Source organism: Longimonas halophila (assembly GCF_002554705.1).
GTDB lineage: Bacteria > Bacteroidota > Rhodothermia > Rhodothermales > Salinibacteraceae > Longimonas > Longimonas halophila.
In genome coordinates this window covers 169752-192109 of sequence record NZ_PDEP01000004.1, presented here as the reverse complement: position 1 = coordinate 192109, position 22358 = coordinate 169752, and the positions used below count along the sequence as shown (strand labels likewise).

Below are 22358 nucleotides of genomic sequence, written 5' to 3'. Positions count from 1 at the left end.
GCCACCTTTTATGCAGCACAATGCATGTACACGCACGCATGCATCCCGCTTCGCCATCACCGATTTGTTATTATCGAACCGACGCCTCCCCCTTGTATGCTACGCTACACGCACTCCTTACTTCTTGCAGGAGCCGCCTGCCTAATCCTGCTTGCAGGGCTACGTATGCCTGCAGCGGCGCAAGCGCAGTCGCCTGCTCTTACCGGGCGCATCCTGGATGCCGAAACGGATACGCCCCTGGCAGGAGCTACTGTCGCAGTGTGGCAGGAAACCGCCTCCGACTCGACCATGGTTACCGGCGCGGCCACCGATGCGGAGGGCGCGTTCACTATCGAAACGCCCGATACCGGGCCCTATACGCTACGCATTAGTTTTGTGGGATACGACAATCGGCGCCTCGAAGAGGTAACGGCGCAGACCCCGCCCAATGATGTAGGCACGATTGGCCTGAACCCTGAAACCAGGCAGGTCGGCGAGGTCGAAGTTACGGCGCAGCGTCCGGCAGCCGAGATCGAGACCGACCGGACCACCTACAACACCGCCGACCGGGCGGTAAGCGCAGGCGGATCGGCGCGCACCGTGCTGGGCACGCTGCCCTCCATTCAAATCGACATTGACGGCAGCATCAGCCTGCGCGGCAACGAGAGCGTAACGCTCCAGATTAACGGCGAGCCGGCGTCGCTGGAGGGCGAAAGCCTCGTGGGCTACCTGCAGAGCATTCCTGCCGATGCCGTGCAGCGCGTGGAGGTCATCCCGAATCCATCAGCGCGCTACGAGCCCGAGGGCATGGCGGGCATCATCAACATTGTGCTCGACCGCAACCTGAATACCGGCTGGAACGGCGGGGCGCTGCTTAGCGGCGGACGCGATGTGAACAACGACTATGGCGGCAATGCATCGGGCAACGTAGGCTACCAGGGCGGCGGCTTCAACTTCCTGGCCAACTACTCCATCCGCCGCGACCGCGAGGAGGATACCGACTCTCGCCTCGTGGAGCAGCTCAACGACGACGCCCCCAACCGCTGGATTGACCAGGTGGGAACCGAGCGCGAACTCGACCGCTCGCAGTCGCTCAACACGCAGATGGGCTATCGCTTTACCGAGGCCACCTCGCTCGATCTGGAAACCACGCTCAGCCTGCGCCGCGACATCGAAGATGGGGAGAGCCGCTACGGCGAGTACACAGGTAGCTTCACGTCAGATGACCGCACCGATCGCTACGTCCGTGTACTCGACAACAGCTCCTCTGATGAGAGCGTCAACGGACGCCTGACGTTCAACCACAACTTTACCGACGACCATACGCTGCGCAGTCAGATCCGTTACGACCGCGACTTCGAGACCGAGGATGGCACGTACACCATCTACGATATTGAAAACGGCAATCGCCTCGACACGCCGCGCGGCCAGGAACTCGATGTCGTTAACGAAGACGAGCAAGAGGGCACGCTCGAAGTCGATTATACGCGTCCGCTGGGTGCGCTTGAGATGGAGATGGAAACCGGCTATCAGGGCACGCTGCGCCGCCTCGACAGCGACCAGACGTACGACGGCACCGAGACGACCTTCGTCTTCGACGAGATCATCCATGCCGGGTACGGCATTTTGCGCCGGGGCTTTGGCGACTTTGAGCTGGAGACGGGCCTACGCGCCGAAACCGTGAACACCGACTTTAACCTCAGCAGCCAGAATGAGCGCACCGATCAGTCGTACGTGAGCTTCTACCCGAGTGTCTTCCTGTCGTACAGCCCGAATGAACGGCGGCAAGCGCGTATTTCGTACAGCAAACGGGTCGACCGTCCCAACCTGTGGGACATCAATCCGCTCGACGATAACGAGAATCCCACGTTCCGCAACGAGGGCAACCCCGGCCTCGACCCCGAATACATCCACTCGTTTGAGCTGACGGGCACGCAACGGTGGGGCTTTGGATCGCTTACGGCCACGCCATACGTGCGCCACACCGTAAACGAGATCGAGGACGTAACCCGCGAGGAGACAACCGACAGCGGACGTACTGTCATTGTGCGGCGGGCTGAAAACCTGTCATCGAGCACCTCGTACGGCGCCGAGTTTGTGGCTACGTTCAACTACGCCGGTGTGGAGGGCACGCTGAGCAGCAACGTGTACCGCGCCGTAACCGACGGTTCAAACTTAACGACCGACCGCAGCCAGGATGCGATCTTGTTCTCGGGCCGCGCTAATCTGCGCACCGAACTGCGCGATGGGCTGCAGGCCGAACTCAACCAGTTCTACCGTCCGGCGCGCGACATTCCACCCGAGGGCCGCATCGACGCATTTTCGAGCACCGAGGTGGCACTGCAGCAGTCGCTCTTCTCGGGCAACGGCAGCCTTACGCTGCGCGTGGATGACCTGTTTAACAACACAAACGTGGGCATCTGGTACCGCGACAACGACATCTACCAGCAGTCGAACTTCGAGTGGGGACGCCGAGAGGTCACGCTAAGCTTTCAGTACACCTTTGGCTCGGGCGACAATGACGGTCCCGAGCGCGGCGGCGGCCGCTACTAAGCCGCTACCGACTACGGACGTGCTGCTGACTGGTGTGCCTGCTGCCATTCACGCGCCAGTTGGGCGGCTTCTTCGGGCGCAAGGTCCATGAGTTTGAGGCTGCGCGTGGTGCCTTCAATAGAAAGCACGGGCGTGGCGTACTGCACGCCACCGTTCAGCCGCACGACCAGGTGCGCACCCGGCGCATCGCGCAGGAGCGTGCGCAGCGCGCCTTGCTCGTTGGGACCGGGCACCACGGTCAGGACAGGGCGCTGGTTTTCCATGCGGAACGTAAGGCGCTTCCACGCTGCCGGGGTCAGGGCCACGGTTTCGGGGCTGATCCAGAGCGTGTCGTTGGGGCTGCCCGCAGGCAGGGCATCGGGAACGAGCATCGTCCACCCGTCCACGGCCTGATCCGAGGCTGCGTGCACCGCAACTTGCAACGAATCGGCGGAGCGGGCACGGGCGTCGCCTCCGGCAGACAGGCCTACAAACAAAACCATGGCTATGGAGGCCCACATCAGAATATCGGTCATAAAGGGATGCTTTGGTGTATCCCAAATAAAACAGCTGTGGGGCTGCTACAGCGTTTCGTGCTCAAGTGTGGGATGCTCTACAAGCGTGTCGTGCTCCAGCTTGCCATCGCGGAGGCGCAGAATGCGGCGCGCGTGCTGGGCGATGTCTTCCTCGTGCGTGACAACCAGGAGCGTGTTGCCCTGGCGGTGAAGCTGCTCAAAGAGACGCATGATCTCGTTGCCCGTTTCGGTGTCGAGGTTGCCGGTGGGCTCGTCGGCGAGGATGATGGACGGGGTGTTCACGAGCGCACGGGCCGTAGCCACGCGCTGGCGCTGCCCGCCCGAGAGTTCGTTCGGCTTATGGTCCATACGGTCGCCCAGGCCTACTTTGCGAAGTGCCTCGGCAGCCCGTTCGCGGCGCTCGGACTGCTTCATGCCGGCGTAGATGAGCGGCAGCTCCACGTTACGCAAGCAGTCGACGCGCGGCAGCAGGTTGAAGGTCTGGAAGATAAAGCCGATTTCGCGGTTGCGGATCTCGGCCAGTTCATCGTCAGAGTACGTGCTTACGTCGCTGTCATTCAGCAGGTACGTGCCACTGGTAGGGGTGTCGAGGCAGCCGAGCATGTTCATGAAGGTGGATTTCCCCGATCCCGACGGCCCCATGATGGCTACGTACTCGCCCTCTTCAATCGTCAGGTCAATGCCGTCGAGCGCCCATACCTCCTCGCTACCCATTACGTAGCGCTTCTTGAGGCCCGCAATCTGGATGAGCGGTCCGGTGGCCGTAGATGCGGAAGCCGGGGCGGTAGTAGGGTCTACAGAAGCGGTCATATGCGGAATCCAAACGTTAGAAGTACAGGGGGAGGCGACCGGCTGCAGCTATCGCGAGGCCGTGCGTACGCCGGGTCCGGGACGCTCCTCGATCGTGATGGCCGTGCCCCCTTCAAGCTCGCGACTGACCGCACTGTACGGCCCGGTAACCACACGCTCGCCCGGCTCCAGCCCCGCGCGCACCTCGATGAAGGCATCGTCGGCAATGCCGGTGTCCACCTGGCGTACGCGAGCGGTGTCGCCATCGGCAATAAACACGACGCGGCGCATAGCCTCCTCGCTGCGGCGATCGGCATCGCTCTCCTCGTTCAGGTTACGCACCGTGACGGCCTGAATGGGCACTGACACCGCATCGGACACCGTATGCGTAGAGATGTCGACAGCGCCGCTCATGCCCGGACGGATGACGGGGGCCGGTTCGGTGGGCGTGCCGTCTTCGGCACTGGCAATGCCGCCCTCGGGTCCGGTCATCACGGTGCCTGCATTTTCGTTGTGCGCGTCGAGCAGCCGAATCTTGACCGGGAAGTTGGTGACCTGCTCCTGCGTGCCCTCGCCGCTTACGCGAGCGGAGTTCGCAATTTCGGTGACGGTGCCCCGGAAGGAGCGATCGGGGTACGCATCCACCTCAACGCGTGCGGTATCGCCCAGACTCACGTTCACCACGTCGTTCTCGTTGATGTCGACCTCCATCTCCATCTGCTCCAGCCGCGCAATGCGCATCATCTCGGTTCCGGCCATCTGCGACGTTCCTACCACGCGCTCGCCAAGCTCTACATCCAGCTTGCTCACGGTGCCGCTCATGGGCGCGTAGATGGTCGTTTTCTGGAGCTGTTCGCGCGCGTCTCGGAGGCTGGCCATGGCGCTCTGCACCTGAAAGCGCGCCGCCTGCAGCCGGGCTACAGCCTGTTTATAGGCGGATTCGGCAGCCTGGTATTCGCTTTCGGGAATAACCTCGCGCTCAAAAAGGCGCTGCTGGCGTTCAAACTCCAGGCGTGTTTGCAAGGAGTCAGCCTCGCGCTCAGACAGGGTAGCCTGGGCCCGGTTCAGTTCGGCCCGAGTGCGCTCCAACTGGGCCTCATAGGTATCGGGGCGGAGGCGCAAGAGCACGTCGCCCTCCTGCACGTCGGCGCCCTCGCGCACGTTCAGTTCCACAATCTCGCCCGACACGTCAGGGCTGATGGTGACCTCCACCTCGGGCTGGGCACGCCCGAAGGCCGTAACCACTTGCGTAATGGTGCGGGCTTCTGCGGCTTCCGCTTGGACCGCTACGCCTTCGCCTTCGGCTCCAAACCAGCCCATAAACCGCCCTGCGGTGCCAAGAATGATAAGCACGATGAGGACTCCGCCAGCAATGTATAATGTGCGACGCATTGTATAGAACAGATGTTAAGGAAAAGAAAAGAGGGTGTGGCGCTACTCAGCGAGCGGGGCATCGGGGCTAAGCGTGCCCATCTGGTAGGCAATCCGCTTTTGCTGGAAGGCGACGTCGAACTCGGCCTGTACTTTGGCGCTGGCCGCATCGGTAAAGTCGCGCGTGGCCTGCGACAGCTCGACGATAGAGGCACTGCCCAGGTTATAGCGCTCTTGCGCTGCGTTGCGCAGACGGCGGGCCGACTCCAACCGCGACTCGGCGGCCTCCAACTGCTTCTGGGCGTTGCGGTAGTCGAGAATGGCCTGGCGCACCTGCAAAGCCACCGTCTGGCGCCGATCTTGCAGGGCGTACTCGGCTTCGCGCACATTAGCACGGGCCTGGGCGGTTTGCGTGCGGCGCTGCAAGCGGTCAAAGATCGGGAAAGACAGCGAGAACCCAATGTTGCCGCCCCGGCGCGAGTCGAGCACATCGAAGAACGAGGGATCGGTGTTGCCCGGCAGGGCACCTACCGTGCTCGACCAGTTGGAGCCGTAGCCCATGTTCACCGAGAGCGACGGCCAGTAGTTGGACTGTGCGATGCGAACGCCCGCTTCCGAGGCCCGCACGTTGGCCTCTTGCGCCCGCAGATCCACACGACGGTCGAAGGCGTTGTCGAGCATCTCCGAGATCGCGTACTCGCGCATCTCAAGCGCTGCCGGATCAACGTCGGGCGCCTCAAAGGTGTAGGTCCCAAACGGATCAAGCTGCAGCGTTTGGATGAGACGCGTGTTGTTGACCTCCACCTCGCGCTGGGCCTGCAAGAGCTGCTGCTCGGCCTGCGCCAGATCGGCCTCGGCCTGGAACAGGTCGGAGGTGGGCCGTGCCCCCGCATCTACAAACTCCTGGATCTGCTCCAGCTGCTGCTCCTGAAACTCGACCTCACCCCGGCGCACCTCAACCTCTTGCTTGCTCTGCGACAGCGCGATGTACTGCTCCATCACGGTAAACACGACATCTTGGCGCGTGCGCTCCAGATTCAGCTCGCTGGCCTCGCCCTGCCGGTTGGCCTCCCGCAGCGATGCGATGTTGTTGAACCCGTCGAACACCGTAATGCTGGAGTTGGCGTTGACCCGGAAGATATCCGTGGTCTGGTTCACAATCGCCCCCTCTTCCTGGCTAAAGCTGCGCCCGAACTGGCGCGTGGTGCTGGTGGAGAGGTTCAGGTTCGGCCCAAAGTCGAACTGCCGCTGCCGGATCGTGGCGTCTTGGCGCTGCACATCGTTGATGGCGCGCTGCAGATCGGTGTTCTGGTCGAGCGCAATGGTGACGGCTTCGTCGAACGTGATGGTTTCGTCTGATTGTGCCTGCGCCCCTACGGGCGTAAGGTGTACAAGCAGGATCAAGATACAGAAAGGGAGCAGCAACCGGCGCATAGAGTCGGCAATTAGGATGAACAAGAGCAAACAACAGAGGACTTCGGTATTGCGCAGCGCGCTATTGCGGCGCGTTCTTGCAACACGCAGCGCGACTTGCCCTCATGCACCCGCTCTACGACCCGGCGCGCTGCAATGTTACAGCCCAGGTTATGAGCGGACGCCTGGGCTGCACCAAGTTCGCGTTGAGTGTGCTCAGGAGAACGCGACCAACCCTGCAGAGGAAAAGCGACACCTGCCTCATTATCGAGACAATACCAGAGGAGCATAGGATTGGAACTCTCTGCTGAGCCAATCCGCTGGACGAAGCAGGATATGGAAATCAAGATATGCAAAAAGAAGCGGAGGGGGAGGGATTCGAACCCCCGAGACCCGCGAGGGCCTGCTGGTTTTCAAGACCAGTGCATTCAACCAGGCTCTGCCACCCCTCCGTGTAGAAACGTGCAATCCGTAACTGCGACGAACGGTGCACATGCGAAGTATAATATGCATCTATTTTACCAAACACGCCGCCCTAAGGCAAGATCCAGCCCAATCGTTGGGCGAGTTTTCATGAGCGTGACGCACCGCCCGAACCCACACCCAGCGCCCGGCATACGCATCTCTGCTTATGCATCAACCCGCCTCTACCCGCTATGCCTACCGATTCCGCCGCCCTCGTTCTGTTCTCCGGAGGTCAGGACTCGACCACCTGCCTGTTCTGGGCGCTCCAGCGCTTTGATCAGGTGCAGGCGCTGGGCTTCACCTACGGACAAAAACACGCCGTGGAGGTCGAGCAGGCCCGGAAGATTGCTGACAAGGCGGGCGTGCCGTACGACTGCATCGACCTGACTGGCGCACTGGAAGGCTCCGCGCTCACAGAGCACGGAAAGGACATGAACGCGCCGCACGCTCGGAACGAGGACCTGCCCGCCAGCTTTGTGCCGGGGCGCAATGCGCTTTTCCTGAGCACCGCTGCCAGCTATGCGTACAACCGGGGCATCACGCAGCTTGTGGGCGGGATGTGCCAGACCGACTACTCCGGCTACCCCGACTGCCGTCGCACCTTCATCAGTGCGATGCAGACCAGCCTCTCGCTGGCGATGGACGCGGACCTGCAGATCTACACGCCGCTGATGGACCGCACGAAGGCCGAAACCTGGAAACTGGCCGCCGACCTTGGCACCGTGGCGGGCTGTGATGTGCTGGAAACCGTGCGCGTCATGAGCCACACCGATTACAACGGCGACCGCAGCCAGCTCAACGAGTGGGGCTACGGCCAGCTCGACAACCCCGCCTCTAAACTGCGCGCCAAGGGGTACGAGGAGGCAAAAGAAAAGGGCTGGGTGTAGCGGGTCTGCCGAATGCTAAGGCGATGCGTTTCGGAGAGAAAGTTAGCGAAATAGAAGATGGAGGATGGAGAATAGAAATATGGATACCCTCGCAGATACTCGTCCCGTCGCCTTGCCCGACGCCACACGCGTTTCTTCTCCTGAAACCGAGTCCACCTACCGCGTCAAGAACGTCTTTCCCACAGTGCAGGGCGAAGGCTTCTGGGCCGGGCGTCCGGCGGTGTTTGTGCGGCTGGTCGGATGCAACATGTGGAGCGGGTACGAGGCCGATCGTGAGCGCGATGCCCAGCGCACCGGCGCCGACTGCCCCCGTTGGTGCGACACGGACTTCACCAAAGAAGGCAGCACCTCCTACACCGCTGTCGAACTCACCCAGCAGATGCGCGACCTCGGGGGCCCCATCGACTTCTGTGTGCTGACCGGCGGCGAGCCGTTCTTGCAGGCCGACGCTGCTCTCATTGAGGCGATGCACGCCGCCGGATACACTGTGGCCATCGAAACGAACGGCACCGTCGCGCTGGCAGAGGCGTTTGCAGGTCCAGAAAACGACGAGATCTCGGCGCCGGACTGGATCACGTGCAGCCCGAAACTGCCTGAAGAACACCTCACCCTGGAGCGCTTCGACGAACTGAAGCTGGTTGTGCCCGACTACCGCCCCGCCCATTACGAGCGGTTCGCGCGGCGCGGCACCCGGCACACCATCGCGGGCGAAACGCGGCGGTGCCTCTACGTGCAGCCCGAAGATGGCCCGCGCCTCCAGGAGGCGCAGAAAGAGGCCGTCGCCCTGGCCGCCCAACACCCGGAATGGAGCGTCAGCACCCAGACCCACAAAGTGCTCGACGTGGAGTGATCCCAGCTCCGCACGCTTCGTTGGTGTACGGTCGTATCGAAGGATGGGTAGTGAACAGACGTTGAGTGACAACTCTCCTGATAAAAATCTGTCCTGGGGTCAACGGTATCGAAAGCATTCGGCACAAGGTACCCCGCTCGCCTACGCCCGTCCCGCCGGAGACGTCCGCGCCAGGCGGCGCTCCCAGCACCGATAGCATTCGGTGCAGGTTCTCCGGCTACGGGCATATTTCCTCCAGCACGTAGCGTTGAATCGCTATTGAGGGGTGAACGGGTGAACGAAAACCATCTACTTCCAACGTAAAGAACGGGGCGGAGCCCCTGAATGGCCACGTCACGGGGCAGAGCCCCGCGACGAGATGACATGTGTGAGCTACAACTGCGTATGTCTTCACCGCAATCCTGCCACCAGATTTGGTATGAGGATAACCGCTGGTCCGTTATCTCTCCATCCTCTATCCTCCACCGCTCCATCCTCTCTCCCCCACACTTCACAGCCGAATCGAACGCCGCGTCGGCACCTGCGCCCGTGCGCCTCGTTACGTGCCGTGGTCTTCTGTTCACGGAAGCCCTCATGCTCTCTCCCACGCGCTTTACACCCGCCCTATGGCAACCCCGGCAACCGACGATCAACAGATGGTGCTCCTGCTTCACTGGTGGCTCACCGCGCGCCGCGAACAGTTGGGCTACTCGTGGGAGGACCTCGCCCGCCTCACTGGTACGCTGCCACCAACCGTAGAGCAGTGGGCCGCCGGCGAATCGCTGCCCGACTACCCGCAACTCCAGGCCCTGGCGCAACACCTGGGCGATCCCGAGCATCCGCCCGGTGCCGAGCCGCTCCCCGATGCCGACATCAGCCCGCACGACTTCGTGATTGCGGGCAACGGACTCGGCATTGGCAAGTGCGTGGCGCTCGACAACGGCACCGCTACTGTCGAATACTTCGACACCATTGCCCACCGCGAAACGCGCTCCGTTCCCGCCCATGACCTGCGCGTGGTGCGCCTGGCCAATCAGACGCGCTGCTACGTCTTCGATCCCGAGGCCGAGCGCTGGCACATGGGCCGCGTGCGCCGCCTCGGCGATGGCGACCACATGATCGAGCTGCCCGACCAGGAAGTCAAAGATCCCGGCAAAGAGCATCTCTTCGTGCGGTGGTCGCGCCCCGTCGCCGATCCCACCGAAACGCTCAAGCAGAAGGGCCACGAAACCGTCTTCTTCCGCAACCAGCGCGAACCCTTCGTGCGCGCCCTCCTGCGCCAGCGCAGCGCCGCACACAACGCCTCCGGACTCCTCTCGGCCAGCATCAATCTGTACGCGCATCAGGTGGATGTGGCGCAGCGTATCCTCGAAGATCCCACCCCGCGCTACCTGCTCACCTACGAGCCGGGGCTCGGCGCGGTTGTACAGACGGGCATCCTTGTACGACAGACGCTCATCGACGCCGACGACGCCACCGTATGCATCGCCGCCCCGCGCGACCGGCACGCCCGGTGGAAGCGTACGCTTAGCGACCAGTTCGATACCGACGCACTCCCCGGCACCGTCACGCTCATCGCGCTGCACGCCCTCTCGAACGCCCCCGAGGCCGACCTCCTCATTGTCGACAAGGCGCACCGCCTCGATGCCGACCACGACGCGTTCGAGGCCATGGCCACCCGCACGCATCAGGCCCCACGCCTGCTCCTGCTCGCCGACGCTCCCGCCATCACCGATCCTGCGGACCTGCATCCGCCCCTGCACCTGCTCGACGGCGACGCCTACCCTCGTGGCGACCGCGAATCTCTGCATCAGAAGCACGAACAGCGCCAGGCCATCGGATCTGCCCTGCAAATGCTTCAGGAACAGATTGTTCAGGGGGAAGCCCAGGCCGATGTCTACACCGCCATTCTTTCGGACCTCCGCGAGGCCGTTCCCGAATCCGAGGCCGACCTTCGGCGTGCCATGAATGCCCTCCAAGAGGCCGCCGCCAACGGTGATGAGGACGCACGCTCCGACGCCGCCAACGCCCTACGTATCCGCCTGACCGACACGTACCGCTGGCACCCGCGCATGCTGCATGTGCAGCGCGCCGACGTGGATTCAGTCGACACGCCACGCAGCGCACCGGGCTACGCCGAGTTCGGCATGGATCTGCGCGAGGAAAACGTGCACGAGCTGCTCGCCACCTGGCGCACCCAGGCCGCTGATGCCGCCAGCAACGATGCTGAGGCCAACGATTACGCATCGGTACTGCGTATCCTGGCAGAAACCGCCAGCAGCCACCTGCCCCTTGTTGCCGATGTGGCGGCCTACCGGCGCGAAGGCACAGCCGCTGCACGCCTCTCGAACGACCTGACCGCCGCCGAGATGGATCGGCTATCCAGCGTGCCACGCTTCGACAGCGAGGACGACCTCTTGAAGCAGATCGAAACAGCCGCCCGCGCCGAGGTCGACGCGATGGACCTGTCGCATGCCGACTGGCTCCGGGCCTTTCTCGATCAAAAGATCGACCCCGACGATGAGCTGCCCGAGACGTTCGTGGTGTACACGAAGTATCCGTCGGTCGCCACGCATCTGCACGAGGTGCTGACCGAGCAGTTTGGCCACGCTGCCGTTGCGCTGCATCACACCACCACCGAGCCCGACCTGGCCGCCGATGCGATCGATCGGCTCGTGGAAGAGGACGCCTGCCGTATCCTCGTGTGCGACCCGTCGGCGCTGGACCGTGCCGATCTGCAGCATGCCGACCACCTTGTGCACTACGACCTGCCGTGGGATCCGGTCGCCATCGAGCAGCGCATCGGACGGCTCGACCGCATCGGGCGCGATGGGCGTCCGCTGCACACGCACGTCTACCTCGGACCCGACGTCGACGGCTCGCTCTTTGAGGCGTGGTACCACCTGCTGCGCGACGGATTCGGCGTGTTCGACGCCTCGCTCGCTCCCGTGCAGTCCTGGGCCGAGTCTGCCCGCCCCGAGGTGCTCCAGGCGCTGCTTACCCACGGCACCGACGCGCTGGCGGATCGCATCGAGGCGCTCCGTACGCAGGCCGAGTCCACCCGCACGGCGCAGCAGCACCAGGCGCTGTTCGAGCAGCCTGAAGCGCTGCACGCAGGCGCGTCGGCCTACCTGGAGACGCTGCACGACCTCGAATCCGACAGCCGCGCCCTCTACCGCGACATGGACCCGTGGATCACCAAGGCGCTGCGCTTCCACCGCTCCAAGCGCGGCTACCCCGACGACATGATGCGCTACCAGCCCGACTTCAACGGCAAAACGTTGATTCCCTTCGACACCATCCTGAACCGCTTCCTCCCGAAGTCCGACAAGCCCACCACGTACCACCGCTCGGTGGCCGTGGCCAGCCAGCAGCGCCCCGACCGATCCGCCAACCTGTTTCGGATTGGGCATCCGTTCCTGGACGCGCTCGTCAATTACTTCGAGTGGGATGACCGGGGCCGTGCCTACGCCATCTGGCGCACCAGCCGCCAGTGGAACCTGCTGGACCAGGAGGATGCGCTCTACTTCCGCTTCGAGTTTGTGGTGGAAGCCGACACCGACTCGTTCGCCGAAGCCGACGATACCGCCGCCCAGGCCGCCCTGCAACGCCGCGCCGATGGCGTCTTTCCGCCGCAGTTCATCACCGTATGCACCGATGCGCGCGGCCAGGTGGTCGACAACGAAGGCGTGCGCAGCCTGCTCGAAGCCGAGCCCGAGCGTCAGCAAGACGGCGGGGCCGATACGAACATTAAAGGCGACCGCCTGCCCGTACTCGACGATTTTGTGCCGCCCAAACGCTGGGCCACGCGCTGCAACGACGCCCGCGATGCGGCTCGCAACGCGCTGCTTGACGCCGAGTCGCTGCATACCCATCAGCGCCAGGCTCACACCCGCCTTGACGCCAACCACACCCTCACGCCTGAGCACGCCGACCTGCTGCACGCCAGCATTGACGCGCCCGCCGTGCGGCTTGACAGCGTAGGTGCAATCGTGCTCTCCGGGCAGCCCATCCCGATTGAGGAGGAAGCAGAATGAGCCAACTCCATTTGGCACTCACTCCTCACATTCTGTCATCCCGAGTGCCGTCGAGGGATCTCCCGCACGTTGGTCCTTCCACTTGCACAAATGTAGAACACGCTGCATTGAACCGCCGCCGGATCCCGCTCACCACAGCGGCTGGGGATGCAGACTCTGTTCCACTTCAAGGAGCAGATCGCTCAGTCCGGTACTGCGTCGCGTTCCGACCGCATTGCGAAACACGAGCCGATGGGCGAGCACCTGTCCCCACACGTCTACGCCGCACACCACACCAAGCGCCGCTGTCACGTTCACCGAGGTAGTGATCGAGCGTGCGTCCTCATCGAACAGCGGCTCGGTGGTGCCATCAAATCCAAAGTGGCATCCCGTTTCATGATGCGTAGCCCTGTTGCGCCCCCAGCGCGGACGCCTCCGGCGGGGGTGACGGGAGCGAACGAGGCGGTGTCGGCCTCGAACCATACGTGTATATCGAAGTCTCGCATCTGGTGCCAGCGTGCGCATGCCGTACTCCGCAACTTGGGTCTGCGTGCTTGTAGATGGACCGTGGCCGAATTAATACAATCAGGTTTTAAATAAAACACTAATTAAGCATTTCGTGTCTTAAATAAAGAATCGTTGGGAGAGGCTTTAGGTAAAGAGAGGCGCATCAACCTCTCGTATCCAAGCCAATTGCTCTATGCCGCCCCCAACCGACGACGCACGCACGCTGGATGTACGCCCGATTCCGCCCCGCGAGAAGCATCCTACGATCTTTCGCACATTCGACGAGCTGGAGCCCGGCGAGCACTTCATCCTGATCAACGACCACAATCCGCGTCCGCTTAAGTACGAGTTTCAGGGCGAGCGCGCGGGCCAGTTCGAGTAGACGTATCTCGAAGAGGGCCCTACGGAGTGGCGGGTCAAGATTGAGAAGGTCGAATCTTAACGATCAGTTAGCGCATGCTCTGCTACGGTGCTCAAACATAATTGCAAGATGCGATGGCTACTCTACATGCCCAAATTGCAGATCTGCTGCGCCGGGTGAACGATCCCGAACTCGGCATCAACATTGTTGATCTGGGGTTGATCTACGGTCTCGATTACGACGATGGCGATGTGACAGTGACCATGTCGATGACGACACCAGCGTGCCCACTTAGCCACCACATCAAGAAGTCCATGCGCGAGGTACTCACGCCTATCGGGGGCATCGATCGGGTGCATGTAGACATTGTGTGGAATCCGGCGTGGTCGCCTGCAATGATGCACCCCGATGTGCGCCCCGACCGCTTCCGCGCTCCGCATGCCTGACACACTACCGTTTCTCGCTAAGATACCCGCTGTGCCATGGAAAACGCCTCGGAATCCCACTCCGACTTAACCACCCGCGAAGACGTACGCACGGTCGTGCAGGCATTCTACCACGATATTGCCGAAGATCCGTCCATTGGCGCGTTCTTTGACGATGTCGATATGCAGGCGCATGTGCCTAAACTGGTGGATTTTTGGTGTTCAGTCGTCTTTCAAACCGGTACCTACCGCGGACGTCCATTTCATGCGCATGCCGCCCTCAACGGCCTAAACGCCGACCACTTTACGCGATGGCTCGACCGCTTTGAATCCATCATAGATGAACGGTTTGCCGGGCCCAATGCCGAACAGATGAAAAGCCGCGCCCGCCACATTGCCACGATCTTTCAATCGAAGCTGGGTGTGCTCCGCGATGAAGACGTAGCCGAGCGCTTTGGTTAACATGTACCTCTGCGATCTACGCTGCCGCTTGCCACATCGCTTCACATCCCCCTGTATTTTTATGGCTTACGTTGTTACTGAACCCTGTATCAACTGCAAATACACCGACTGCGTGGAGGTGTGTCCGGTCGATTGCTTCTACGAAGGCCCCAATTTTTTGGCGATTCAGCCGGATGAATGCATCGACTGCAACGCCTGCGTGCCGGTGTGTCCGACCGAGGCAATCTACCCGGACGATGAGGTGCCGCAAGAATGGGCGCACTACCTGCAATGGAATGAGTACCTGGCCAATCAGTGGCGCGAGATGGGCTACAATATCGTGACCAAGCACGAGCCTGCCGACGATGCCGCGGAATGGGAGACACGAGAGAAATCCGAAGAAGACATCCTAACGTGGGATGTGTAGCCTCATCTGGCTACGGCATGTACTGCCTGGATTCCACGGACTCTCCCAATTGATTTTCTACGTATCATGGATGAGACATTTGCACTTCGCCTCTTACAAGCAATCTGTTTTGTATGGCTGGGACTGGTAGCGGGGATTTCACTCCTGGAAGCCCCTGTCAAGTTTACCGCTCCAAGCGTAACCCGCGAAATCGGCCTTGATGTGGGCCGCCACGTGTTTGCGGCGCTCAACTGGACCGAACTTGGGCTGGCGGCTCTGGCCGGTGCACTCTGCATAGTTGCTTGGCCTGAGGGCGCATTGCGCTGGGTGCTGGGAGGCATTGGAGTCATTCTGCTGCTTCAAACGGTGTGGCTCCTCCCCGAGCTTCTTTCTCAAGCTGCAGCTATCGTTGAGGGCACCATTGACGAAGCCAACACCTGGTTTCATCTGGGCTACATTGCTCTTGAGGCGATAAAACTGAGCGCCTTAGGGACGGCCGGATGGCTTCTTGGCGCGTACATCTCCTGATCCGACATGCCAAACCAACTTTTCCCCTCCGGGGCAGTCGCGTCTCGCCGCATGCGCATAGCTCTCATTGCACTGGGAGGCATGGTGCTGATGGCCGGCCTATGGACCGGTCTGCTGCGCCTTGGGTGGAACGGCCTTGCGGCAATTGCGCCTAATCCGAGCGTTCACGGTCCGCTCATGGTGTGCGGCTTTCTCGGCACCCTCATCAGCCTGGAGCGCGCTGTTGCACTAAACCGCAGGTGGACGTACGCCGTGCCTGCACTGGTTGGCCTGGGGGCATTCGCAGCGTTATTGGGGATTGCCCCTCCCGGCGGACCACTTCTCATTACTCTTGGCAGCGCTGGGCTTGTCATAATCTTTGGCGTTGTGCTGTCTATCCAGGCGGCTCCTTTTGCCGTTGTCATGGCTGCCGGGGCGGTTGCCTGGGCTGTGGGCAATGGGCTCTGGCTGACCGGGTGGCCCATCCCGTATCTGACGCCCTGGTGGTTGGGGTTTTTAGTGCTCACCATTGCCGGCGAGCGCCTGGAGCTGAGCCGCATGATGCAGCATGCGTCCTACGTGCGGTACGGATTCATGACCTGCATCGTTGTGCTGGGCCTCGGGCTGGCCTGTTCACTGGTTTCACTGGATACGGGCGCTCGTATCCTCGGTGCAGGACTCGTCGCACTCGGCGGATGGCTGATCGCGTACGACATAGCACGTCACACCGTCACACATGCGGGGCTGCCCCGATTTATGGCCGTGTGTTTGCTGATGGGATACGGATGGCTCCTTGTGGGCGGCGGGCTGATGCTGACCTACGGATGGCCGACCGCTGGCCTTCTTTATGATGCCATGCTCCACACCGTGTTTGTCGGCTTCGTGTTCAGCATGATCTTTGCGCATGCCCCCGTGATCTTTCCTTCGGTGCTGGATATCGACATTCCGTATCGACCGCTCTTCTACGGCCCTGTAGCACTGCTGCACCTTTCTCTGGTAGCGCGTATAGTCGGCGATCTGTGGCCCTATGCCACACTGCGCCTGATTGGCGGATGGAGCAACGCTGCCGCTATCCTGCTTTTTCTGGGAGCAACTGCATACAGCATCATCCAAGCTCCCCCCTCGCCTCCCGACGCCCCGCCAAAAGAATCACTCGACCTGGACGGCGGGCGCTCATTGGCACCGCGATGAAGCACCGTCATCTGCCTATCAGAGACTGCTACGCACCGAGGCGATAGCTCGGCATCCTGCTTAAGTAACGAACCGCGTCCGCTCAAACCAGGCAAAGAACGCGGTGTGTACCCCGTAGAGCAGTGTCACCGACATCAAAATAATTGCGCCTTCGGTGAGCGTTGGAAGGAGTCCGAGCGAGATGATCAACGTTGTAGCACAGGCCGGGGCATGCGCGCTCCGAGTGGCTAACATAGCAATCGCGGTCAACGCAACCGAGAGGGACCCGCTCAGCGCCAGCCACAGCCCAGCCTCCGAAAACGGCGCATATTCGCCCGTGACTGCCAGCCCCGAAGCGACACACGTGTACACCGTAAGCCCCGATACAATGCCCCAGAAATGCCCGCCAATGACTGGCCATGCCGTATGCTCGTGCGGATGAAGGGCCAACGCGAACGCCGTAGGACCCAGGCTTGGAAAGATAAACGGATGTCCGGTCATCCACACGATGCTGCCCAGCAAGGCCACGTGCATAGCGGCATCCAGACTGATGCGAAGAATACGGCGAGTTTGACTCTTCAAGGGGGCGAAATAGTAGAGAGAGCGAAATGCGGCCTGTTTCTGTACGACGTACGGGAACGACGGCTCCACGTGTGTGGAGTCTGTGCAAAATACCTTTCCAGCCGACATAGCACATCATCGCAGCGCATCTTAGCGGCCGCCACGTACCCCGAGGTCGCGCTGGCCACTGCCCAATTGCAGGAACGCACGTAGGCAGCCCTCGTTATTTTCGCTCCTGCTTGTCCGAAATAGCACTCGGCCGATCTACTAACCCGTCTACGATACATGCTGCTTTCCAAGAGTTGCGAATACGGAATGCGAGCCACCTTGTACCTGGCCTCGCTTGATGAAGACGGATACGTCTCGATTGGCACGATCAGCGACGCGCTGGATATTTCGTTTCCGTACCTCACCAAAATCTTTCAGCAGCTTAACAAATCCGGACTCCTCACCTCGCATCGCGGCCCCAGCGGCGGCGTAGCTCTTACCCGTGACCCCGCCGCTATCAATCTCTACGAAATTGTGGTGGCAATTGACGACGAGGCACTGTTCACCGAATGCGTACTGGGCCTGCCCGGCTGTGGCAATGCCGACCCGTGCCCGCTCCACGACCAGTGGGTCGATCAGCGTGACCAGCTGGCTACGCTATTCCGCAACACATCGCTTGCCGCAATGGCCACGCGCATCCAGGATTATAATGTGCGCCTTACCGTCACATAGGTTGCGATGCCTTGTATTTTGGGCAAGCGCCCACTCTACTGCAACACCCGTGCACGACGAAAAAGGATGTTGTTTTCCTTGTGTACATGCTGAAACATATCTTTCTGCAAAAGCTGTAGCCCGTTAATCGTAGCGCGGAGCGTGCCGCATGCTCCACGGGGCATTGAAAAGTCGTTCGAGAGCGCCTGCAATTCCTTGAGGGCATTGCCCGCCTCGTCGTGCTCATGCTCCATGAGCGCCATCGGATCGGAATCCATTCCAACTGGTGGAGCCGTAGCCTCACCGTCCTCCAACCGCCGGATGAACGGAAACACCACGGTTTCCTCCTTCTCCATGTGCGCGTATAGATCCGATGCCATCGTATCGAACACCTGTTTGGCGCGGCGCAGCCATGGCAGGTCGGCGCCGTGCACATGTGTCACTTTGGTGAGAAGCTCATCCAGGCGCGGCAGCTCACCTCGCAGGTACGCGTGATGCGTCTTTTCAATGTGCGTAATCAGATCACTAAGCGAAGCGCGCGTCCAGTCCGTTTTTGGCGCGGCATCCGCATCAGGCGCGCTCTGGGCAGCAGAATGCGCACTGAGCATCCGCACCACCGTCTTCGGCTCCAATCCCTGCTCGGCGCAGGCCTTGCGCAGTGGACGCTCGCCCCCACAGCAATAGTCAATGCCCAACTCTTCGAAGATGCGTGCGTAGCGCGGCTGCGCCGATACCAGGTCGGCCACCAGCGTGTCTGGAGATATCGTATCCATGTCAAATAGAGTGTCAGGGGGATGCAATGGGCAACTTCATTCCTCCATACATCCTGTTGGATTCTACAGTTCAGTATTTAATAGTCATAAGTTTTAAATAGAGACAGATTCACATGATCTTGGGTATGATACCATCTACCTGCTGACTCATGTCTTTCAGGCGACCGCCCCCATCTGCACCGTCTTTATTTTGCGAAACCCCTTCCGCGTGCGTTGCATTTCGGAGGGTGGTCTGCTACTGGGCAGATTGCTCGCTTCTGTTTGCTATCGAACTGTTATCTATGCTGCCTCGCCCGCTACTGTGCGCCCTGCTGTTCGCTTCCACGGTACTACTGTGCGCCATGCCTGCTGCTGCCCAACCTGCTGACGATGCCCCTGCTTCGGAGCGTCCGGCTGTCGCATCCCCCAGTGCTATTAACACCGTGCAGGTGGAGATCGACGGCGGCGTGCCCATGTACCGTATTGCGCGGCTGGGCGAGCCGGTGGTAGAGCCCTCACCGCTGGGCTTTCTGCTGGAGGATGCGCCTGACCTCGACGGCCCGTTCGCAATCACCGCGGTCGATACGTCATCGTTCGACAATACGTGGGAGCAGGTGTGGGGCGAGAAGCGGTTCATCCGCAACCACTACAACGAGCTGCGCATCACGCTGACGGAGCAGGAGGCGCCAGGTCGTGATCTGGTGGTCACGTTTCGCGTCTACGACGATGGCGTGGGCTTCCGCTACGAATTCCCCGAGCAAGAGGGCATGGAGCAGTTTCGCATTGCGGATGAACTGACCGAGTTCCGCCTGACAGGCGACCATGAGTCGTGGTACATCGACGCGTATCAGTGGAACCGCTTTGAGTACTACTTCGAGAACACGCCGCTCAGCGAGGCGGATACGGTGCATACGCCACTCACCATGCGCACCGACGACGACCTCTACATCAGTATGCATGAAGCGGCCCTGGTGGACTTTTCGACGATGACGCTGGAGCGCACCGACAGCACCACCCTCAAATCGAACCTGATGCCGTGGGGCGAGGGCGATCGGGTGCGCGTGCAGGATACGCGGGTGTCGCCGTGGCGCACGCTGCAACTGGCGGATGCGCCGGGCGATCTCATCACGTCGTATCTGATTCTGAACCTGAATGAGCCGAACAAAATCGAAGATACATCCTGGATCAAACCAGCTAAGTACAACGGCATCTGGTGGGAGATGCACCTCGACAAATCGACATGGAGTCCGGGCGAGGATCTGGGCGCGACCACCGAGAACGCCAAGCGCTACATCGACTTTGCTGCCGAGCACGGCCTGGAGCATACGCTTGTGGAGGGCTGGAATGTGGGCTGGGACGAAGAATGGTACGACAGCGGCAAGGTATTTAGCTTCACCGAATCGGTCGACGCGTTTGACCTGGAGGAGGTGGCGCAGTATGCCCGCGATAACGATGTGCGGCTGATGGGCCATCATGAGACCTCGGCGGGGGTGCTGCACTACGAGGAGCAGATGGAAGACGCCTTTCAGCTCTACGAAGACCTGGGCGTGCGCGCCGTGAAGATGGGCTATGTAGGCCACGACACCGAGATTGAGCGTCCGGGCGAGGACGGCGAAACGCAGTACGAGTGGCATCACGGGCAGTTTATGGTGAACCACCATCAAGAGGTGACGGAGTTGGCCGCTGAGCATCAGATTATGCTGAACGTGCACGAGGGCGTGAAGGATACCGGCCTCCGCCGCACCTACCCGAACTTGATGACCCGCGAGGTGGCGATGGGCCGCGAATACGACGCCTGGGGCGGCGCGGGCGGCCATCCGCCTGAGTACACCGCACGACTGCCCTTCACGCGCAGCCTGGCGGGTCCGTTCGACTATACGCCGGGCATGGTCGATCTGCACTTCGACGAGCACAAACCCGACAACCGCATCAAGTCCACACTGGCGAAGGAGATGGCGCTCTACATCACCATCTACAGTCCGCTGCACATGCTGGCGGATCTGCCCGAAAACTACGAGGAGCGGCCCGAGGCGCTTCAGTTCATGACGCAGGTGCCCACCGACTGGCACGACACCGAGGTGCTCAACGCGAGCATCGGCAACTACATTACGATGGCCCGCCAGGACCGCAACAGCGACGACTGGTACCTGGGCAGCATCACCGATGAGACGGGCCGCGTGCTGTCGGCGCCTTTGAGCTTTCTGGATGCCGAGACGCGCTACGTCGCCGAAATTTACCGCGACGGCACCGATGCCCACTGGGAAGACGCCCCGTACGACATGGTGACGGAGGAGCGCCTTGTGGACAACACCACCGACCTTACCCTGCGCCTGGCAGCAGGCGGCGGCCAGGTCATCCGCTTCCGCCCCGCTACCGAGGAGGATGTGGCGCGGTTGGAGTAGGCGCGTGCTTACAAACAATTCGCTCTCTTATGGAAAGTCACCCCGGACGTGATCTGAGGTCCGGGGTATTGGGGACGTGATGGACGGTCGAATCCGGCACGAAGCACCGAAAGACAATTATGTCTCTCGCAAGAGGCAGGGAGTGCCTCCTTTGCCGAAAACGGGCATTGCGGGGCTGGAACGGAAAATCCTGACGGTGCCCCAACGCCGTCAGGATGACGGGGCGATAGGGAGCTGTACGCCTTCTGAACCCATGGCATAAAACGTTGTCACACCTCAGGTACTTCATCTAATAGTCCCTCAGTGCAAAGATATGGAATCAACTATCATTCGTCCTGCTAAGAACGCAGGGTATGCTAATATCCTTTCCGTCGCGACTTTTCTGGTCGGTACCGTAGTCTTGGGCCTTCTTGCATGCACATACGTAAATAATACCCTCGCAGAAAGCTGGATATTCAGCCTTGCTATCGGATTAGGCGCTGTAGCAGTGAGCCTTTCGATTCGATACAGGCACCTGTTTGTGGAGCAGCCCGAACTCCGCATCGATAAGGACGGCATCACATCCCAAAACACGTCTGTCTGGGGAGACAAGTCGGTTAAATGGGACGACGTCAAGGCGATGTCGTTAGGCGAAAACGCCATCCGGATTCAGTACCAGAAGTCCGGGTCTCATGATAAAGTGCATCTACCGGAGGAAAGCACGCAGAAGCATAGTCAGATCGATCACGCGCTTAGCGAGGCCGCCTCGCTGTTTGACATTGCGTACAACCGGAATTGAACACCCCCTTTTGCAGGTGATCCTCCCCACGCGCAGAGTCACCCCGGATGTAATCCGAGGTTGCACTACTCGCGCTCGGCGGTCGTATCGGGGCCAAAACACCGCAGGACAATGACGTCTCCCCGTTCCTCCACCGGCAACACCTTCATTGTAATGTGGAGTTGCGCCCCGCCGTCTGTTAGATCAACTGACGTCTTGGCCGTACGATAGCCTGCGAACCGAGCCACAAACTGGTGGGAACCGGGCACGACGTTCTCAATGCGAAAGATACCTTCTTGGTCTGCGGCCGCTCCTTGCTCTTGACTGGGGAGAACAACCGATGTGCCAGGGAGTGCTTCTCCCGTTTCGGCATCAATCACATGACCTTCGATCGTGCCCGGAGCGGCTGTATCAACCGAATCTACGGTGCTTCCTGCTGTTGAAAGCGGCTCGTGGACGACCGCGTCGGTTAGATGATCGCACCCAAGCAGCGCAAGAGCCAGAAGAATGAGAAGCAGCACGCGGCGCATATCGATCACCTGATTGTTGAGAC

The 22358-nt window shown here is 61.0% G+C and carries 21 protein-coding genes and 1 tRNA gene; 13 read left to right on the top strand and 9 right to left on the bottom strand.

Annotated elements, in window-relative coordinates; translation table 11 throughout:
• Positions 1-96: 96 nt before the first annotated feature.
• Complete coding sequence (locus CRI93_RS05990; protein WP_245850354.1) at positions 97-2532, top strand: TonB-dependent receptor; 2436 nt, start codon at positions 97-99, stop codon at positions 2530-2532.
• An 11-nt stretch (positions 2533-2543) separates the two neighbouring features.
• Here the strand turns inward: CRI93_RS05990 and CRI93_RS05985 are convergent, their stop codons facing one another.
• The 5 genes from CRI93_RS05985 to CRI93_RS05965 all read right to left on the bottom strand — a co-directional run bounded on the left by CRI93_RS05985 (position 2544) and on the right by CRI93_RS05965 (position 7072).
• On the bottom strand, positions 2544-3047 hold the full coding sequence (locus tag CRI93_RS05985) for a hypothetical protein (protein WP_098061714.1): 504 nt from the start codon (positions 3045-3047) through the stop codon (positions 2544-2546).
• A gap of 45 nt (positions 3048-3092) precedes the next feature.
• Positions 3093-3857 (bottom strand): ABC transporter ATP-binding protein, encoded by a 765-nt coding sequence (locus CRI93_RS05980; protein ID WP_098061713.1) that lies wholly within the window; start codon positions 3855-3857, stop codon positions 3093-3095.
• Between the two features lie 48 nt (positions 3858-3905).
• Positions 3906-5228, bottom strand: coding sequence for an efflux RND transporter periplasmic adaptor subunit (locus CRI93_RS05975; protein ID WP_098061712.1), 1323 nt, complete (start codon positions 5226-5228; stop codon positions 3906-3908).
• Between the two features lie 42 nt (positions 5229-5270).
• Positions 5271-6611 carry a TolC family protein gene (locus tag CRI93_RS05970; protein ID WP_176521729.1) on the bottom strand — a complete coding sequence of 447 codons (1341 nt, stop codon included), beginning with the start codon at positions 6609-6611 and terminating at the stop codon, positions 5271-5273.
• Between the two features lie 372 nt (positions 6612-6983).
• Positions 6984-7072: transfer RNA gene (locus CRI93_RS05965), tRNA-Ser, on the bottom strand.
• A gap of 204 nt (positions 7073-7276) precedes the next feature.
• On the opposite strand from CRI93_RS05965, the gene queC reads away from it, so the two are divergent.
• The 3 genes from queC (at position 7277) to dpdE (ending at position 12838) form a co-directional block, all read left to right on the top strand.
• Complete coding sequence (gene queC / locus CRI93_RS05960) at positions 7277-7972, top strand: 7-cyano-7-deazaguanine synthase QueC (RefSeq protein ID WP_098061710.1); 696 nt, start codon at positions 7277-7279, stop codon at positions 7970-7972.
• A gap of 79 nt (positions 7973-8051) precedes the next feature.
• On the top strand, positions 8052-8822 hold the full coding sequence (locus tag CRI93_RS05955) for a 7-carboxy-7-deazaguanine synthase QueE (protein WP_141491586.1): 771 nt from the start codon (positions 8052-8054) through the stop codon (positions 8820-8822).
• A gap of 605 nt (positions 8823-9427) precedes the next feature.
• On the top strand, positions 9428-12838 hold the full coding sequence (dpdE, locus tag CRI93_RS05950; protein WP_098061708.1) for a protein DpdE: 3411 nt from the start codon (positions 9428-9430) through the stop codon (positions 12836-12838).
• A 129-nt stretch (positions 12839-12967) separates the two neighbouring features.
• Here dpdE and CRI93_RS05945 read toward each other — a convergent pair whose 3' ends face one another.
• Positions 12968-13300, bottom strand: a complete 333-nt coding sequence (locus CRI93_RS05945; RefSeq protein ID WP_098061707.1) for a hypothetical protein — start codon at positions 13298-13300, stop codon at positions 12968-12970.
• 217 nt (positions 13301-13517) lie between these two features.
• Between CRI93_RS05945 and CRI93_RS05940 the strand changes: the two genes are divergently transcribed.
• The 6 genes from CRI93_RS05940 to CRI93_RS05915 all read left to right on the top strand — a co-directional run bounded on the left by CRI93_RS05940 (position 13518) and on the right by CRI93_RS05915 (position 16655).
• Positions 13518-13706, top strand: a complete 189-nt coding sequence (locus CRI93_RS05940) for a DUF2249 domain-containing protein (protein WP_098061706.1) — start codon at positions 13518-13520, stop codon at positions 13704-13706.
• Positions 13707-13819: 113 nt separating this feature from the next.
• The gene (locus CRI93_RS05935) at positions 13820-14131 is read left to right on the top strand and encodes a metal-sulfur cluster assembly factor (RefSeq protein WP_098061705.1); all 312 of its coding nucleotides are present in this window, start codon (positions 13820-13822) and stop codon (positions 14129-14131) included.
• 36 nt (positions 14132-14167) lie between these two features.
• Positions 14168-14572, top strand: a complete 405-nt coding sequence (locus tag CRI93_RS05930; protein WP_098061704.1) for a group III truncated hemoglobin — start codon at positions 14168-14170, stop codon at positions 14570-14572.
• A 61-nt stretch (positions 14573-14633) separates the two neighbouring features.
• Positions 14634-14978: a ferredoxin FdxA gene (gene fdxA, locus CRI93_RS05925; RefSeq protein ID WP_098061703.1), complete on the top strand. Its 345-nt coding sequence runs from the start codon at positions 14634-14636 to the stop codon at positions 14976-14978.
• 66 nt (positions 14979-15044) lie between these two features.
• On the top strand, positions 15045-15485 hold the full coding sequence (locus CRI93_RS05920; protein ID WP_098061702.1) for a hypothetical protein: 441 nt from the start codon (positions 15045-15047) through the stop codon (positions 15483-15485).
• 6 nt (positions 15486-15491) lie between these two features.
• Positions 15492-16655, top strand: a complete 1164-nt coding sequence (locus tag CRI93_RS05915; RefSeq protein ID WP_141491585.1) for a hypothetical protein — start codon at positions 15492-15494, stop codon at positions 16653-16655.
• A 60-nt stretch (positions 16656-16715) separates the two neighbouring features.
• Here the strand turns inward: CRI93_RS05915 and CRI93_RS05910 are convergent, their stop codons facing one another.
• On the bottom strand, positions 16716-17216 hold the full coding sequence (locus CRI93_RS05910) for an HPP family protein (RefSeq protein WP_217992507.1): 501 nt from the start codon (positions 17214-17216) through the stop codon (positions 16716-16718).
• A gap of 264 nt (positions 17217-17480) precedes the next feature.
• Between CRI93_RS05910 and CRI93_RS05905 the strand changes: the two genes are divergently transcribed.
• Positions 17481-17915: an RrF2 family transcriptional regulator gene (locus tag CRI93_RS05905; protein ID WP_176521728.1), complete on the top strand. Its 435-nt coding sequence runs from the start codon at positions 17481-17483 to the stop codon at positions 17913-17915.
• Between the two features lie 35 nt (positions 17916-17950).
• Here the strand turns inward: CRI93_RS05905 and ric are convergent, their stop codons facing one another.
• The gene (ric, locus tag CRI93_RS05900; RefSeq protein ID WP_098061699.1) at positions 17951-18667 is read right to left on the bottom strand and encodes an iron-sulfur cluster repair di-iron protein; all 717 of its coding nucleotides are present in this window, start codon (positions 18665-18667) and stop codon (positions 17951-17953) included.
• 341 nt (positions 18668-19008) lie between these two features.
• On the opposite strand from ric, the gene CRI93_RS05895 reads away from it, so the two are divergent.
• Together CRI93_RS05895 and CRI93_RS15345 are read left to right on the top strand one after the other, a co-directional pair.
• Positions 19009-21048 (top strand): glycoside hydrolase family 97 protein, encoded by a 2040-nt coding sequence (locus tag CRI93_RS05895; RefSeq protein ID WP_217992506.1) that lies wholly within the window; start codon positions 19009-19011, stop codon positions 21046-21048.
• Positions 21049-21361: 313 nt separating this feature from the next.
• On the top strand, positions 21362-21826 hold the full coding sequence (locus tag CRI93_RS15345; protein ID WP_098061697.1) for a permease family protein: 465 nt from the start codon (positions 21362-21364) through the stop codon (positions 21824-21826).
• Between the two features lie 65 nt (positions 21827-21891).
• Here CRI93_RS15345 and CRI93_RS05885 read toward each other — a convergent pair whose 3' ends face one another.
• Positions 21892-22335 (bottom strand): carboxypeptidase-like regulatory domain-containing protein, encoded by a 444-nt coding sequence (locus CRI93_RS05885; RefSeq protein WP_141491583.1) that lies wholly within the window; start codon positions 22333-22335, stop codon positions 21892-21894.
• Between the last annotated feature and the right edge of the window lie 23 nt (positions 22336-22358).